Below are 16,243 nucleotides of genomic sequence, written 5' to 3' on the forward strand. Positions count from 1 at the left end.
TTACTTGTTGGCACCCTTGACCATCTGTCTGAACCAGGCGCGATGATGCCGCCAGGCCCAGCCCCAGGTCACGTCGCCCCGCGTCATTGCGCGCACCGAACCCTTCACCCAGATGGCCGCGTAGATGTGCACGATGATGGACGTGATGGCCACGAAGGCGCACAGCGCATGCACCACCGCCGCCAACCGCACGGTCCCTACGGAAAAAGCGAACCATTCACGCCACAATCCAATGCCTGAGAGAAAGAGCCCCACCGCGCTCAACACCAGCACGTAGAAGAGAAGCTTTTGCAAGGCGTTGTAGCGCCCCACCTCGGGCAGCCGCTCCTCGCGGTTGGCGAGCACGTCGGGGAACTGCTTCAACCACTGTGCGTCCTTCGCCTCCCAGGCGTTGTGCCGCGCCAGACGCAGGGCGAGCAGAGCGAAACAGACGAAGAACACCACCCCGATATACGGATGCAGCACCCTCGCCCAGTACCCGCCACCGAGCAAATGGCTCAGGAAGAAAAAAGCCGGGTGATAGAAAGCCAAACCCGAGAGCGCGAGCAAGATGAAGGTGATCGCCACCACCCAGTGATTGCTGCGCTCGCTGGCGCTGTAGCGCGGTAGGGTCCGCGGCCGGGCCGTCTCACTCATGGGACACCTCCTTCTCGGCGTTGCGCTCGTCTTCCTCGCTCGTCTCGGCCGGACCGACGCGCATGTAATGGAAAAACCCGACCAAGGCGGCGAGCGCCATCGCCGCCATGCTCAAGGGCTTGGCCACCCCTTTCCACAGCGACACGGCCGGGCTGATCTGCGGATCCTTCGGCAGCCCGCTGTAGAGGGTGGGCTGGTCTGCATGGTGCAGCACGTACATCACGTGCGTACCTCCCACGCCGGCGGGATCATAGAGCCCGGCGTTGGCGTAGCCGCGGGATTTGAGGTCGGCGATGCGCGCCTGAGCGTGCTCCGTCATTACCTCTTTCGTGCCGAACTCGATCGCGCCCGTGGGACAGGTCTTGACGCAGGCCGGCTCCTGCCCCACGGCGACGCGATCGGAACACAGGGTGCACTTGTACGCCTTGTGATCCTTCTTCGAGATGCGCGGTACGTTGAAGGGGCAGCCGGTGACGCAGTAACCGCAGCCGATGCAGTGCTCCTGGTGGAAATCCACAATGCCGTTGGCGTACTGCACGATCGCCCCGGGCGAAGGGCATGCCTTCAGGCATCCCGGATCCTCGCAGTGCATACAGCCATCCTTGCGGATGAGCCACTCGAGATCCCCTTGAGGAGTCTCGTATTCGGCAAACCGCATCACCGTCCACGAATGCTCGGTGAGATCGGCCGGATTGTCATAGACGCCGACGTTGGTACCGACCTCGTCGCGCAGGTCGTTCCACTCCATGCACGCCGTCTGGCACGCCTTGCAGCCGATGCACTTGGAGACGTCGATGAGCTTGGCCACCGCGCCCACGCTCGGCTCGCGCACCGAAGGGGTGGGCGACGTGGTGGCGGAGCGCCGCTTGATGTCGAGAGATTGCAATGCCATGGCTGCGCTCCTATGCCTTTTCCACTTTCACGAGGAAGGACTTGAATTCCGGCGTCTGGATGTTGCCATCGCCCACCGACGGCGTGAGCGTGTTCGCCAGAAATCCCGGTTTGGTGAGGCCGGTAAACCCCCAGTGGATCGGGATACCCACCTGATGCACCGTCTTGCCCTCGATCGTCAGCGGTCGGATGCGCTTGGTCACCAAAGCGACCGCCTTGATGTAGCCGCGCTTGGAAGAGACCTTGACCTGCTGACCATTGGTGATGCCCAGCTCCTTGGCGAGCGCCTCGCCGATCTCGACGAACTGCTCCGGTTGGACGATGTTGTTGAGCAACACGTGCTTCGTCCAGTAGTGGAAGTGCTCGGTGAGCCGGTAGGTGGTCGCCACGTGCGGAAATTCCTCCACCTTGCCCATGTCGGCGAGGTCGCGCGCGAACACCCGAGCCGCCGGGTTGCTGGTGGCCGCCGGCGTGTTCGGATGCAACGGGTTGTAGCCGAGCGGCGTCTCGAACGGCTCGTAGTGCTCGGGGAACGGCCCCTCGGCCATGCCGGCGCGGGCGAAGAAGCGCGCCACCCCTTCCGGGTTCATGATGAAAGGCCCCATGCCCGAGTCGGGCGGCTCGTCGGCCTTGAAGTCCGGCACGTCCGCCCCGGTCCAGGCCCTCCCGTTCCAGTAGATGAGCTTGCGCTGCGGATCGAACGGACGCCCTTGCAGGTCAGCCGAGGCACGGTTGTAGAGGATGCGCCGGTTCGCCGGCCAGGCCCAGGCCCAGCCGAGCGTCTGGCCGATACCGGTGGGGTCGCTGTTGTCGCGCCGCGCCATCAGGTTCCCGTTTGGCCCCCAGCACCCTGCGAAGATCCAGCAGCCACAGGCGGTGCTGCCGTCGTCGCGCAACTCGGCGAACCCGGCGAGCTGCTCGCCGGCGCGACGCACGATCTTCGTCGGATCCTTCGCGTCGGGCAGATCGACCAGCGCCTTGCCGGAGTACTCCTTGGCGAGCTCCTCGGGCGTAGGACGGGCTGCGTTGACGTAAGGCCACGCGAGATCGAGGATGGGGTCGGGAAAGACCCCGCCCTCGCGGCGGTAGCGCTCGCGGATGCGCAGGAAGAGCTCGGCCATGATTTCGATGTCGCTGCGCGCCTCGCCCGGTGGTTCCGCCCCCTTCCAGTGCCATTGCAGCCAGCGCCCGGAATTGACGAGCGAGCCGTCTTCCTCGGCGAAACAGGTGGTGGGCAACCGGAACACCTCGGTCTGGATCTTCGAGGGATCGACCGGGTTCGATTCGCCCGCGTTGCGCCAGAACTCCGAGGTCTCGGTGGCCAGCGGATCCATCACCACCAGATACTTGAGCTTGGCGAGCCCCTCCAACACCTTGGCCTTGTTCGGCGCCGCCGCCAGCGGGTTGAACCCCTGACAGATGTAGCCGTTCATCTTGCCCTGCGCCATGAGCTCGATGACTTGCAGCAAGTCGTAGGGCTTGTCCAGCTTGGGCAGGTAATCGTAGGCCCAGTTGTTCTCGGCCGTGGCGGCTTTCCCCCACCAGGCTTTCATGAGGCTCACGAAGAACTTGGGATAGTTCTGCCAGTAGCTCATCTGGTTGGGGCGCAGCGGCTTGAGCGTGCGTGCAGCCAGATACTGCGGCAGTTCCTGCTCGGCTTCGTTGGGCAGCGTGAGATAGCCGGGCAGGAGGTTGGACATCAACCCCAGGTCGGTGAGCCCTTGGATATTGGAGTGCCCGCGCAGCGCGTTGATCCCTCCGCCGGGCATGCCGATGTTGCCCAAGAGCAACTGCATCATCGCCGCCGTACGGATGATCTGCGCTCCGATCGAGTGCTGCGCCCAGCCGAGTGCATAGAGGATGGTGGCAACGCGGTTGGCCGGCGCGGTGGAGGCGAGCATCTCGCAGATCTGCAGGAATTTCGCCTGCGGCGTACCGCAGACGCGCTCGACCATTTCCGGCGTGTAGCGCGCATAGTGCTGCTTCATGAGCTGATAGACGCAGCGCGGATGCTGCAAGGTGGGATCGGTTTTGACGTAACCGTCCTCGCCGCGCTCATAGTCCCAGCTCGATTTGTCGTAGCGGCGCTTTTCGGGGTTATAGCCGGAGAAAAGGCCGTTCTCGAACGAGAAGTCTTCCCGCACGATGAACGACAGATCGGTGTAATTGCGCACGTATTCGTGCTGGATCTGGTCTTTTTCCAGCAGATAGCGAATCACCCCACCGAGGAAGACGATGTCGGTGCCAGTGCGGATCGGCGCATAGACGTCGGCCACCGAAGCCGAACGCGTGAAGCGCGGATCGACGACGATGAGCTTGGCACCACGGTGCGCCTTGGCTTCGGTCACCCATTTGAATCCACAGGGGTGCGCCTCGGCGGCGTTACCGCCCATGATGAGGATGATGTCGGCGTTCTTGATGTCGACCCAATGGTTCGTCATCGCTCCACGGCCGAACGTCGGGGCAAGACCTGCCACCGTCGGGCCGTGTCAGACACGCGCCTGGTTGTCGAACGCGAGCATCCCCAAACTGCGCACGATCTTGTGCGTCAGATAGGCGGTTTCATTGCTGGACGCCGAAGCCGCGAGCATGCCGGTGGTGAGCCAGCGATTGACGGTCTTGCCCTCGGTCTTTTCGACGAAATTGGCGTCGCGGTCGGCTTTCATCAACGCGGCGATGCGATCGAGGGCTTCGTCCCAGGAGATCGTCTGCCATTTGTCCGAACCCGGCGCACGGTACTGCGGCTGCTTGAGCCGGTTCGGGCTGTGAATGAAATCGATGAGCGAGGCGCCTTTCGGGCACAGCGTGCCCCGATTGACCGGATGGTCGGCATCCCCCTCGATGTGCACGATGGTGGCCTTGGCGTTCTTCGCGCCATCACCCAAGCCGTACATCAGGATTCCGCATCCCACCGAGCAGTAGGGACAGGTGTTGCGCGTCTCGGTCATGCGCGCGAGCTTGTATTGGCGAACTTCGGCCAGAGCCGTCTGCGGCGCCAGGCCCAGCGCCGCCATGCTCGATCCCGATAGCATGGCGGCGCTGACCTTGAAGAACTGCCTTCGGTTCATCCCGTTCATGGGTCTCCCCTGGGGTTGTTTTTTTACCCGTGGCGGTCCGTTTTGGGTACCGCCCCCTTTACTCGCCCGAACGGCCCCGCCAGGGAAGTCCGCCAAGGTCGAGTCGCGATCGACACTGCCGCGATTTTCGCTTTGTAGGGCATCGCTCGGACCCTGTCAACCCCGCGCCAAGTAAGGAAAACCCTGAGACCCAGGCCTATACTGAGTATCTCGTCGCCTTGGGAGAACACCGATGAAAGCGATGCTCCTCACCCGTCCCGGCGCGGCGCTCGAATGCGTCGAGCGCCCTTCCCCTCGGCCCGGCCCTGGTGAGATCCGGCTGAAAGTGCTCGCCTGTGCCATCTGCCGTACCGACCTGCACGTGATCGACGGCGAGCTGCCCCACCCCAAGCTGCCGCTCGTACTCGGCCACGAGATCGTCGGGCGCGTGCTCGAAGTGGGCGCCGGAGTGACGCGCTTTCGCGTGGGCGATCGCGTGGGGGTGCCCTGGCTCGGAGGCGCCTGCGGGCATTGCCGCTACTGCCGGCGCGGGCAAGAGAACCTGTGTGAATCGGCCGTCTTCACCGGCTACACGCGCGACGGAGGTTTTGCCGAGGAGACGCTGGCCGACGCCCGCTTCTGTTTTCCCATCCCCGAACGCTATGGCGACGCCGAGGCCACGCCTCTGCTGTGCGCCGGGCTCATCGGCTGGCGTACCTACGCCAAGGCGGGTGCGAATCCCGAACGCGTCGGTATCTACGGTTTCGGCGCGGCGGCGCATCTCATCGCCCAGGTGGCCATCCACCAAGGCAAGCGCATCTACGCCTTCACCCGCCCAGGAGACGTCGCCGCCCAGGAATTCGCCCGCCGTCTGGGTGCGTGCTGGGCTGGAGGTTCGGACGAACCGCCGCCCGAGCCGCTCGATGCCGCGCTCATCTTCGCGCCGGTGGGCGAGCTCGTACCGCAGGCGCTGCGCGCTACCGACAAAGGCGGCACGGTGGTGTGCGGCGGCATCCACATGAGCGACATCCCCTCCTTTCCCTACCGCTGGCTGTGGGAAGAGCGCACGCTCACGTCGGTGGCCAATCTCACGCGCGCCGACGGCGAGGCGTTCATGCAGCTCGCCGCCGAGGTGCCGCTGCATCCGGCCGTCACGTGTTACCCCCTGACGGCGGCCAACGAGGCCATCGCCGACTTGCGCGCGGGTCGCGTGAATGGCGCGGCGGTGCTCATTCCGTAGCTGGGGAGACGCTGAAGAAATGAGCGAGCGGGATGAAGCGCAAGGCGCACGGAGCACAGCGACCGAGACATATCGAGTAGATAGGCGAGGGAGCGAGCACCGCGCAACGCAGCGATTCGCCCGCGCAGCCAATTATTCAGCGTCTCCCCAGACGATCCACCCGGCTATAGACCGTCGCCTCTCGGCCGCGCACGAAGCCCAGCAGCGTGATGCCCGCCTCCTCGGCCAAGCGCACCGCCAAGGCCGTGGGCGCGGACACCGCCGCGAGCACGCCGATGCCGGCCACCGCCGCTTTCTGCACCAGCTCGAAACTCGCTCGGCTCGACATCAGCGCGATCGCCGCGCCCCCCGGGCGGAGCAACCCGGCGCGCGCCGCCGCTCCGATCGCCTTGTCGAGCGCGTTGTGCCGACCCACGTCCTCGCGCACCACCAAGAGCGCGCCATCGGCCGCGGCAAGCGCCGCCGCATGGGTCGCACCGGTGGCCCCATGGAAGGGTTGACGTGCGCGTAGGGCATGCATGGCCGAGAGCACGGCCGCAAGCGGCACCACTCCGCCCTGCGGCACGCGCGGCACCGGCCGCACCGCCTCGGTGAGCGACTCGATGCCGCACAGGCCGCAACCCGTACGCCCACTCAAGGCACGTCGCCGCGCTTTGAGGTGCACGAAGCGCTCGCTGGCGATTTCCAGCCGTACGATCACGCCCGCTCGATTCGATTCGAGTTCGAGCTCGTAGAGCTCGGCCGGCGCCTCGACGATCCCCTCGGCGAGCGAGAATCCCAGGGCGAAGTCTTCCAGGTCGGCAGGCGTGGCGAGCATCGTTGCATAGGCGATACCGTTGTATTCGAGCGCCACCGGCATTTCCTCGGCGAGCACGTCGTGCTCGGGGAAATGCTCGAGCCGAGCGTCGTGCACCCGGTGCACCGCCCGCACTTCGAGCGCGGGATTCTTACGCTCGTCCACGCTTCAGCCTCCGACGAGTTCGGCAAGCGGTGCCAAGGCGATGCCCTGTGCCTCGAGCCATCCGTGCAAAGCGCGGGCCGTCGCGATCGCCCCGGGCGAGTCGCCATGCACGCACAGGCTATGAAATGGCATGCGCAGCACGCTTCCATTGGCGGTGACGATGCCGCCCTCTGCGAAAAACCGTGCCACCTGGGCCACACACTCGGCTGGATCGTGCAGCAGGGCATCGGGGTGCGAGCGCGGCACGAGCGTGCCGTCAGCGGCGTAGCGCCGGTCCACATAGACCTCATACGCGACACGCAAGCCCCGCTCCTCCCCCGCCTTCGCGAGCTGTGAAGCCACCGGCGCGAGCAGGATGGACGACCGATCCCAGGCGGCTATCGCCTCCACCACCGATTCGGCCACGGCGCGGTCGACACAGGCCAGGTTGTTCAAGGCGCCGTGCGGTTTGACGTAGGCGAGTTTCATTCCCTCGGCGCGAGCGATCGCCTCCAGCGCGCCGATCTGCGCGAGCAGCATGGCGCGTATTTCCTCGGCTGACATGGGAATGACCCGGCGCCCGAACCCCTGGAGATCGGGATAACCGGGATGGGCCCCGACCTCCACCCCCAGCGAACGCGCCAGGCGCACAGTATGCGTCATCACCATAGGATCGCCCGCATGCCCGCCACAGGCGACGTTGGCGCTCGCCACCAGCGGCAGGAGCGCCGCGTCGTCACCCATGGCCCAAGGACCGAAACTCTCACCGCAGTCCGCATTCACGTTGATCGCGTGCATCACACACCCCATCGATGAGATTGAGTTCGAGCAGCCGCTCCGGGCTCAGGAAATCCAAACCGCCGCGACGAACCTGCCGAATCAAGGACTCCTGCGCATGATGCCACTGCCGGCGCAGCTGCAGCGCCTCCTCGACGTCCACCGCCACGAAACGCACGCGCCGTCCGGGAAGGGCGAGGGCCAAGCGCTCGAGATCGGGTTCGATCACCGTGGCGATCTTCGCATAACCGCCAATGGTCTGGGCATCGCGCAGCAACACGATGGGCTGCCCGTCGGCCGGCACCTGTACACAACCGGCCATCGAAGGCTCCGAGACGATGCCGTGCGCCGCCGGAGTCTCCGCCCGCAGCGCCGGCCCTTCGAGCCGAACCCCCATGCGGTCGGCGCGGGCAGTCACGGCAAATTCTTCACTCGTCCACGTGGCTCGCATGGCCTCGGGGAAACGATGGGCCTGCGGTCCCCACACGAAGCGAAGCCGCAGCGGTTCCTCGCCTTCGATCTCCGCCAACAAGGGATCCGGAGCCACCAAACGCCCCGGTACCCCCTCGCCGTCTGCCGCAAAGGTCGCACCCGGCGTGATCGCCCCCCAGCCGAGCCATCGATCGCTCGCGGCACTGCCCAGCACCGTCGGCACCTGCAGGCCAGCGACGGCGAGATACACCGCCCGCATCGCGCCCAGGCGCTCGATCACCAGGCGCTCGCCCGCGGTCAGGGTAAGCCCCTCGTGCCGCAACCAGCGCGCTGGCCGTGCACCCTCGGCCCCCTCGACGCGTACGCGCGCCACCCCGGCGATCCCTATCGTCAAATCGCCCCCCTCGGCACGCAGCACCGAGCCGGGCAGGCTCATTTCAAAGGCAAGGCCGAGCGCCGGATCGCCGGCGAGCGCCGCCGCCAATGCGAGCCAGCTCGGCGCCAACGCCCCGGCGGAGGAAACGCCCAGATGCCGCCAACCGAAACGGCCCCGATCCTGCAGCGTCGTTCCCGGCGCGACGCGCTCCCATACGAGCCGTGCCCCTGCGGGCGGCGGTACCTCCGCCGGCGTCCGAACTGCGGCCGGCGTGCCCCCCGTGCAAAATTCCTCGGGCCAAGAAGGGACCTCACCGCCATAGCGCGCCGCCAGCGCGGCAAACGTGGCGGCGTCGACCGGCTCGAAGCGGATCTCGTCACCCGGCGCGAATAGCCCCGGCGGCGACCAGGCCAGGGAAAAGAGTGGCAGAGGACAACGCCCCAAGAGATGCCATCCCCCCGGACTCGGCGAAGGATAGATCGCCGTATAGGCATCGGCCACCGCCAGACTGCCCGGCGGTACTTGCGTGCGTGGCGTCTCGCGCCGCGGTAGGCGCAAGCGCTCGGGCAGACCGCCCATATAGGCGAATCCCGGCAAAAAACCGATCGCCTCGACGCGATAGCACCCATCGGCGTGCGCACGCACCACCGCCTCCGGGCTCATGCCCAGACGCTGCGCAACTTCACCAAGATCCGGTCCGAATTCCGGCACGACATCCCCATAGCAGACGGGAATGCGCCAGCGACGTCCGGGCTCTGCGGACTCCTCGCCCAGTGCCGTGGCGACCTCGAGCATGGCCTCGATGCGCTGCCGCACCGTGCGCGGATCGGTTCGTTCGGGATCGAAGAAGATTCCCAGGGAACGCATGGCCGGCACCAGATCGAGGATGCCGTCGAGCTTCCCCGCCATCCAGGCCCGATGCAAAGCACGATAAAACGCAGGGACACGCGCCCCCTCATCGATCCGAATCAACCAAGCAGAGTCGGCGTAGGGGAACCAGCGAAGTATCTTGTCGTTCGAAAGCAAGGCTCATCTCTGGGGCAAACCGTGTCAGGGCCCGACCATGGTGGTCGGCAGCCAAGTCACCATGCGGGGAAAAACCGTGATGCCCATCAAGGCCAGCCCCAAAATCAAAAAAGAAGGAATCGCATAGCGTATGATCCGTCCGAGACGCACACGGGTGATCCCTTGGAGCACGAATAGATTGAATCCCACCGGTGGCGTAATCTGGGCCAATTCCACCAAAATCACCGCAAACACCCCGAACCAGAGTAAATCGATGTCTAGGGCTTTGAGGGCTGGCAACAACAAAGCAATAGTGAGCACCACCATGGAGATCCCATCGAGGACACAGCCCAGCAAAATATAGAGCAGAGCCACGGCAAGCAGAAAGCCCGAAGGTGAAAATTCCTGGGCACTGACCCATTGCGCCAAGGCACGAGGCAGACCCAGGTAGCCCATGGCCAGAGTAAGGTAGGCGGAACCGAAGAGAATCAAGGCGATCATGCCGTAGAGCCGAACTGCTGCGTTTATGCTTTCGAGCAACCCTCGCCACCCCAAGGATCCCTGGGCCGCTGCAATGAGCAGACTGCCCAGGACGCCCAACGCCGCCGCCTCGGTGGCCGTAGCAATGCCCGTATAGATGGAAACGACGACCATCGAGATCAGCGCGAGCACTGGCAGGATACGCAGCGACGTTCGTATGGCGTCTCGTTTCTCCTCGACCTCGGCACAAGGTATGTCATTAGAATTGATCACCCCCCACCAGGCTACCCAGCCATGAAACAGAAGGGCGATCATCAGGCCGGGAACGATCCCGGCGATGAAGAGCTTACCGATGGAGACGTCTGTCGCAACACCGTAGACGATCATGATGATCGAAGGCGGTATCAACAATCCCAAGGTACTGGCACCGGCAAGCGTGCCGATTACCATGCTATCCGGGTATCCTCTTTTAGTCAATTCCGGTACGCAGATGCGACCGATGGTCGCACAAGTGGCAGCCGAAGATCCAGAAACGGCAGCAAAAATGGTGCATGACAGAACATTTACATGCAACAGTCGACCTGGCACGTATTGAAGCCACGGGGCCAATCCTCGAAACAGATCGGCCGCCATGCGCGTTCGCAGCAAGATTTCACCCATCCACAGAAAAAGCGGCAAGGCGGTAATCGTCCATGTCGCGCCCATGCCCCAGAACGAGATCGCCAACACCGCCAGAGGATCTCGCCCCATCCACCACAGAGCGATGACACTCGCAGCCACCAAGGCGAGTCCAACCCACACCCCCCCAAGGAGCAGAAAAGCAAGCGCAATCACCGCCACCCAGGAGGCTTCATTGCCCATGCACGGACTCCTCCCCGGTGCCGTCTAGGCTCGCCCCGGGGGTACGCCATGCCGACAAAGCGCTGTCCCATACCGCCAAAGCGAACATGACCGCCCCTCCCGCCAGCCCCAGTTGTGGAATCCACAACGGCGTGGCGTCCACCCCTGGAGAGACGTCATGGATCATCCAGGATTGCCAGGGCAAACGCAGACACGACCATGCGATCAGCGTGGCAGTCAATGCCGCCACGCCCAGGATCGCTCGCTCCCACCACTGCGATGCTCCCCCCTTCAAGCGATCGACGAGCACCGTGATACGGATGTGTGCTCCAGCCCGCCAAGCCGGGGTCAATGCGAAAAAACCCGCTGCGCCCACCGCATAAGCCGCATAGTCGTCGGCGCCACGCAGGTACCATCCCATCGGTCTCAGGAGAATCCCCGAGGCCACCAGCAATAGCGTCACCACCAACGCGCCACCGGCCAGCCATCCACTGAGTGCATAGAGGAAATTCAAGACCCCCCGCAAGCTGGCCGACATTCAACGGCTCCTGTAGGCATCCAAGATTTTCTTGCCAGCTTCACCAGCCTGTTCCAACCACTCTTGGGCCATGCGCATACCGATTTCATCCAATTCCCTACGCAAGGTCTCGCTCGGCTCGACCACCTTCATCCCGTTTGCCTTCAACTGCTCCACATACCAGGCAGTTTTTTCCTCCGAAATTTTCCAACCTCGTTCCTCGGCCGCTTTGGCCGCCTCGAGCACCGCTCGTTGCGCATTTGGGTCGAGCTCCATGAAAGCGCGTTGTGACACGAACACCACGTTTTTCGGCAACCATGCTTTGACGTCATAAAAATACGAAAGATACTCCCAACTCTTACGGTCGTAACCGGTAGCCGAAGAAGTGAAATTGGCATCCAACATGCCCGTGGCCAATGCTTGCGGCAGATCGGCCTCCTGAATGGTGACCGGCTGCGCCCCCATGTGCTCGATCATCTTGGCCACCGTGGGACTGTAGGCGCGGATCTTCCACCCCTTGAGGTCGGCGAGCGAATTCACCGGCTTCTTTGTGTAGAGCCCTTGAGGCGGCCACGGTACGGCATAGAGAATTTTCATGCCCTGCTTGGCAAAGGCCTCTTCGATCGCCGCGCGGGAAACTTGCCACAAGCGCTTGGCGTCAGCATAGCCGGTAGCCACGAAAGGAACGGTGTCCAATGCGAACAAGGGATTTTCGTTGGCCAAGCTTGAAATGATGACTTCACCAATCTGGGCTTGACCGGTTTGCACCGCTCGTTTGATTTCATTGGCTTTGAATAAAGATCCGCCCGGATGGACCTGGATACGTAGCGCACCATCCGTTGCCGCTGCGACATCCTCGACGAAACGCTGGATGTTTTCAGTGTGCAAGTTTCCCGGCGGATATGGAGTTGGCATATCCCAGACGGTCGATCTGGCCATTGCCGAACCCAGGGAGAAACAACCCAAAAGGATCGAAATGAACAAATTACGAATCATGGTCGACTCCATCAATAATCTCCCGAAAAAGATTAGAGTAATTTTTCTTTGTTTGCAATGTTGCTCGCAACACCGCACAGAATACCGGTCGTGACCGAGCACTGGAGATACCTCTGCGTAGCGCATGGCGCGGTGTCCCTGCCATGCGCACGATATGGCATTGCCGCCCGAAGGACAGTATCAGACCCTTGGTGCGTTTGCGGCGGTCATGCATGGGGTCGTGCATGGTACAGCAGCGCGCCAGCTCCTCGGCCTTGCCCGCGTAGGGAAGATGTGCCTCGTCGGGCTCTGCCGCAGTCACCGCAAAGCAGGCATTGTGCTGGGCGAAGTACCGCGCCAGGAAGGCATTGGCGCTGGCCAGGGTGCGCTGGAACTGCGTCGGCGCTTCGTCCTGCGGATCGTGCCGGGTGAAGCTGCCGTGCTGGTCGCTGGTCGCTGTAGAGCGCCGCCGGGCGGCCATGGACAGACGCGCAACACCTCCGCATCGACCCGATGCGGACATTTTTGCCCAGAGCGGACATTACTATTTTGCTCTTACACCCTCGCCACCCCCTATTGCAGTGCATCAAGCATGGGATTACACTCATTTCTTTTCGCAACAAGTTGCAACAATGGCTCAAGATACCGTAACCTCACCACCCAACGGTATGCGGCGCGTCATCGATGGCGTCGAGCGGGTCTATTACGACGGTTACTGGGTCAAGACCTATCCCATCCCCAAAGACACCGTCCAGGCCAAACGCACCCTCATCGCGGCCCTCACCCGGCGGCTCTTCAATCACGTCGAACACGGCCTGAACGTGCCCGGAAAACGGCTCGACGAGGCCCGTGCCGCCTATGAAGCCGAAACCAATCCACAGAAGAAACGCGTCAAAGGCGCGATGCTCGCCGGGGCGCTCTTCAATCGCGCCACCGATATCTTCACCAAGCTCACGGAGCTCGAAGAGCTCGGCGTCAAGATCAAGCCCGACAACGAACTGATGCGTGAATGCGGCCGCTGCCTGCAAGAAGCGCTCTCCTTAGGGCGGCTCGTGCTCCACCGTAGCGGCGAAGAGGGCATCGACGAACTCTGGGGCGAACCCTTCCGCGCCTTCTCCATCCCCATCGAAGATTTCTACGAAAGCCGCTACCTCAAAATCGCCTGGTCGATGCGCGACATCGACCGGATCGCTCAAGTGATGTCCGCCACCATCGGACACCACCCTTTCTTCCAGGGCGTCACGCCCTACGTCGAAGCCTACGCCCGCGCCGCTAAAATCAAGACCGAAACACTGCGCACCGACAAAGAAATTTTCGACGTCTGGGCCGACTTCGTCGTCGCTGGCGAAAATCTCACCAATTACAAGCCCAAGCTACCTGCCCCTCCCACGCGTGAAGAGCTGCTACTCATCACCGATGGAGAGCGCCTCATACTCGATGGCAAGGAACTCATCGGCCACATCACCCGCGCCCGAACGCCCATGCCCAAGAGCACGCAAAACTACATCGCCCGCTGCGAACATTTCGCCACGGGGGCGCTTGCCATCACCCGGCACCGGCTGGTCGCCTGAAACAACCGGGCACCACGAAAAGCCGTTGCCAGCGGCTGCAGGGCAAGGCATCCGGTGCACGGAAGATGACGTCGATCACACAGCGAGACGAGCGTCCGAGCCCCGGAGAACGCCGCCATACAGCCGCGCAGCAGCTTATTCGAGCCGCCTACAGGGAACACCCGGAAATGAGCACTTCGATTCTTCCCAAGCCTCTCATCGCGCTCCTGCTCATCGTCCTGCCGGTGCTCGCCTGGTCATGGCACGAACCCGCCGATCGCCTCACCTGGTGGCTCGAAGCCATGCCGGTCGTGCTCGCGCTGCCGCTGCTGCTAGCCACCGGCCGGCGCTTCCCCCTCACGCCGCTGCTGTATGGGGTCATCTCGATTCACATGGTCTTCCTGCTCGTGGGCGCACACTACACCTATGCCCAGACCCCTGTCGAATTCTGGCTCAAGGATCTCCTCGCGCTGGAGCGCAACCCTTACGATCGCCTCGGCCATTTTCTACAGGGTGCCACGCCGGCCCTGCTCGCCCGCGAACTCTTCGTGCGCCTGGCGATCGTGCGCGGCAGAGGCTGGCAGCAATTCCTCGCCATTGCCGTCGCACTCGCCTTCAGCGCCTTCTACGAACTGCTCGAATGGGGCGCCGCGGTGGCCTATGGCGCCGAAGCCGAACACTTCCTCGCCATGCAGGGTGACATCTGGGATACCCAATGGGACATGGCTACCGCGCTGATCGCCGCCATCTCGATCCTCCCGCTCAGTGATAGGCTGCACCGTCGGCAGATATCCACCCTCACCGTTCAGTCGGATCCTGCCGCCCCACCGTCTCGATGATCCCCCCGCCCAGACACACGCGGGACTCATACACCACCACGCTCTGCCCCGGCGTGAGCGCCCACTGCGGCTGCGCGAATACGATCTCGGCGCAATCCCCCTCCACCCGCTCGATCTCGCAGGGGGCATCGCTCGAGCGGTAGCGCGGTTTGGCCGTATACACCCAATGCGTGTGCGGCGCACGGCCCGCGATCCAGTGGCAGCGCACCGCCGTGAGCCGATCGTGCCACAGCGCCGGGTGCTCGCGCCCCTGCACCACGTAGAGCACGTTGGCCGCCACGTCCTTGGCCGCCACGTACCACGCCTCGTGCTCGTCGGGATTCGCCCCCCCCTTCACCCCGCCGATGCCCAACCCCTTGCGTTGCCCCAATGTGTAGTACATCACTCCCTGGTGCGTCCCCAACACGCGCCCATCGTCGAGCGAGCGGATCTCGCCGGGGCACGCCGGCAGGTAGCGCTGCAAGAACTCCCGAAACGGCCGCTCGCCGATGAAACAGATCCCCGTCGAATCCTTCTTCTCCGCCACCGGCAGCTCCAGCGCCCGGGCGATTCTGCGCACTTCACGCTTGTAGAGGCGCCCCAACGGAAACATCGAGCGCGAAAGCTGCGCCTGGTCAAGCCGGTAGAGGAAATAGCTCTGATCCTTCGTGCCGTCCTCCGCCTTGAGGAGTTGATACGTCGCCCCCTCCTCGTCCTCCCAGCGCCGCACCTGCGCGTAGTGCCCCGTGGCGATGCGCTCGGCCCCCAGCGCCATGGCATGATCGAGGAAACAGGCGAACTTGATCTCGGCGTTGCACAGCACGTCCGGATTGGGCGTGCGCCCCGCCGCGTATTCGGCGAGGAATTCCGAGAAGACCCGCTCCTTGTATTCCTTGGCGAAATTGACGACTTCCAGCTCGACGCCCAGCAGGTCGCACACGCTCACCACGTCGATCAGATCCTGGCGCGTGGAGCAATATTCCTCGTCGTCATCGTCTTCCCAATTCTTCATGAACACGCCCGTCACACGCCAGCCGCGCTCCTTCAGAATCCAGGCCGCCACCGACGAATCCACCCCGCCCGAGAGCCCAACCACCACGTGGCGCCCTTCGCCCGGCTCGACGCCGATCGCATCCCAATCGAGTTGCTCCATCACGGCTCCTCAGCCCGCCAAATGGCGGATCAGATCCAGGCTGTAACGCCGCCCCTCGCGCCAATCGCGCACGCAGGAAAGCACCATGGGGCTGCGCAGACGCTCTTCGCGCCCCGCCGCCTCCACTTCTTCCGGCGACAGCCACAGCGTGCGCAAAATCCCCTCGTCCAGCGCGCGATCGGGCTCCTCGCCCGTCACCTTGCCGGAAAAGGCGAAGCGCAGATAGGTGAGCGCCCCGTCCGGTCGGGTCCAGTGATACACCCCCACCACGGCGTTGGGCACGAACCGCAGACGGGTCTCTTCCAGTGTTTCACGCGCCACGGCGTCGACGAGCGACTCCCCCGGCTCCAAATGTCCCGCCGGCTGGTTCAAGCGCACGCCGAACTCCGTCTCTTCCTCGACAAACAAAAAGCGCCCCTCGCGCTCGATCACCGCCGCCACCGTCACGTGCGGCCGCCACACTTCGCCCATCGCGCGCCTCAGACTTTACCGAAAAGAGCATTATATAAGACCGGCGAAGCAGCCTATGGGCGCCCGAACGACCGCCCGACACGGCT

15 protein-coding genes are annotated in these 16,243 nt (G+C 63.8%); 3 read left to right on the forward strand and 12 right to left on the reverse strand.

The window, feature by feature from the left end; translation table 11 throughout:
* The 3 genes from EPD80_RS03670 to fdnG are packed head-to-tail and all read right to left on the reverse strand — an operon-like array spanning position 1 to position 4,604.
* A complete protein-coding gene (locus EPD80_RS03670; RefSeq protein ID WP_142803967.1) occupies positions 1–636 on the reverse strand; it encodes a formate dehydrogenase subunit gamma in 636 nt (211 codons plus the stop codon).
* A complete protein-coding gene (gene fdxH, locus EPD80_RS03675) occupies positions 629–1,528 on the reverse strand; it encodes a formate dehydrogenase subunit beta (RefSeq protein WP_142803968.1) in 900 nt (299 codons plus the stop codon). The genes EPD80_RS03670 and fdxH overlap by 8 nt, the downstream gene beginning before the upstream one ends.
* Before the next feature lie 10 nt (positions 1,529–1,538).
* Positions 1,539–4,604, reverse strand: coding sequence for a formate dehydrogenase-N subunit alpha (fdnG, locus tag EPD80_RS03680; protein WP_142809531.1), 3,066 nt, complete (start codon positions 4,602–4,604; stop codon positions 1,539–1,541).
* Between the two features lie 232 nt (positions 4,605–4,836).
* On the opposite strand from fdnG, the gene EPD80_RS03685 reads away from it, so the two are divergent.
* Positions 4,837–5,823, forward strand: a complete 987-nt coding sequence (locus tag EPD80_RS03685; protein WP_142809533.1) for a zinc-dependent alcohol dehydrogenase family protein — start codon at positions 4,837–4,839, stop codon at positions 5,821–5,823.
* A 136-nt stretch (positions 5,824–5,959) separates the two neighbouring features.
* Here the strand turns inward: EPD80_RS03685 and fdhD are convergent, their stop codons facing one another.
* Genes fdhD through EPD80_RS03725 form a run of 7 tightly spaced genes read right to left on the reverse strand, consistent with a single transcriptional unit; the run spans position 5,960 to position 12,646 of the window.
* A complete protein-coding gene (gene fdhD / locus EPD80_RS03695) occupies positions 5,960–6,784 on the reverse strand; it encodes a formate dehydrogenase accessory sulfurtransferase FdhD (RefSeq protein WP_221928825.1) in 825 nt (274 codons plus the stop codon).
* 3 nt (positions 6,785–6,787) lie between these two features.
* Complete coding sequence (locus EPD80_RS03700; RefSeq protein ID WP_221928826.1) at positions 6,788–7,561, reverse strand: LamB/YcsF family protein; 774 nt, start codon at positions 7,559–7,561, stop codon at positions 6,788–6,790.
* Entirely contained in the window at positions 7,527–9,374 is a 1,848-nt protein-coding gene (gene pxpB / locus EPD80_RS03705; RefSeq protein WP_142809537.1) for a 5-oxoprolinase subunit PxpB, read from the reverse strand. The genes EPD80_RS03700 and pxpB overlap by 35 nt, the downstream gene beginning before the upstream one ends.
* Positions 9,375–9,398: 24 nt before the next feature.
* Positions 9,399–10,694 carry a TRAP transporter large permease gene (locus EPD80_RS03710; RefSeq protein ID WP_142809539.1) on the reverse strand — a complete coding sequence of 432 codons (1,296 nt, stop codon included), beginning with the start codon at positions 10,692–10,694 and terminating at the stop codon, positions 9,399–9,401.
* Positions 10,684–11,211, reverse strand: coding sequence for a TRAP transporter small permease (locus EPD80_RS03715; RefSeq protein ID WP_142809541.1), 528 nt, complete (start codon positions 11,209–11,211; stop codon positions 10,684–10,686). Before EPD80_RS03715 ends, EPD80_RS03710 begins: the two co-directional genes overlap by 11 nt.
* Positions 11,212–12,186 carry a TRAP transporter substrate-binding protein gene (locus tag EPD80_RS03720; protein WP_390613069.1) on the reverse strand — a complete coding sequence of 325 codons (975 nt, stop codon included), beginning with the start codon at positions 12,184–12,186 and terminating at the stop codon, positions 11,212–11,214.
* Positions 12,176–12,646 (reverse strand): hypothetical protein, encoded by a 471-nt coding sequence (locus EPD80_RS03725; RefSeq protein WP_142809545.1) that lies wholly within the window; start codon positions 12,644–12,646, stop codon positions 12,176–12,178. Before EPD80_RS03725 ends, EPD80_RS03720 begins: the two co-directional genes overlap by 11 nt.
* Positions 12,647–12,797: 151 nt before the next feature.
* On the opposite strand from EPD80_RS03725, the gene EPD80_RS03730 reads away from it, so the two are divergent.
* Complete coding sequence (locus EPD80_RS03730) at positions 12,798–13,736, forward strand: hypothetical protein (RefSeq protein WP_142809547.1); 939 nt, start codon at positions 12,798–12,800, stop codon at positions 13,734–13,736.
* 167 nt (positions 13,737–13,903) lie between these two features.
* Complete coding sequence (locus EPD80_RS03735; RefSeq protein ID WP_142809549.1) at positions 13,904–14,554, forward strand: DUF2238 domain-containing protein; 651 nt, start codon at positions 13,904–13,906, stop codon at positions 14,552–14,554.
* Here EPD80_RS03735 and mnmA read toward each other — a convergent pair.
* Together mnmA and EPD80_RS03745 are read right to left on the reverse strand one after the other, a co-directional pair.
* Positions 14,514–15,686: a tRNA 2-thiouridine(34) synthase MnmA gene (gene mnmA, locus EPD80_RS03740; RefSeq protein WP_142809551.1), complete on the reverse strand. Its 1,173-nt coding sequence runs from the start codon at positions 15,684–15,686 to the stop codon at positions 14,514–14,516. The genes EPD80_RS03735 and mnmA overlap by 41 nt on opposite strands.
* A gap of 9 nt (positions 15,687–15,695) precedes the next feature.
* Entirely contained in the window at positions 15,696–16,157 is a 462-nt protein-coding gene (locus tag EPD80_RS03745) for an NUDIX hydrolase (protein ID WP_142809553.1), read from the reverse strand.
* Between the last annotated feature and the right edge of the window lie 86 nt (positions 16,158–16,243).

The organism is Tepidiphilus olei, from assembly GCF_006980705.1.
GTDB classification, from domain to species: domain Bacteria; phylum Pseudomonadota; class Gammaproteobacteria; order Burkholderiales; family Rhodocyclaceae; genus Tepidiphilus; species Tepidiphilus olei.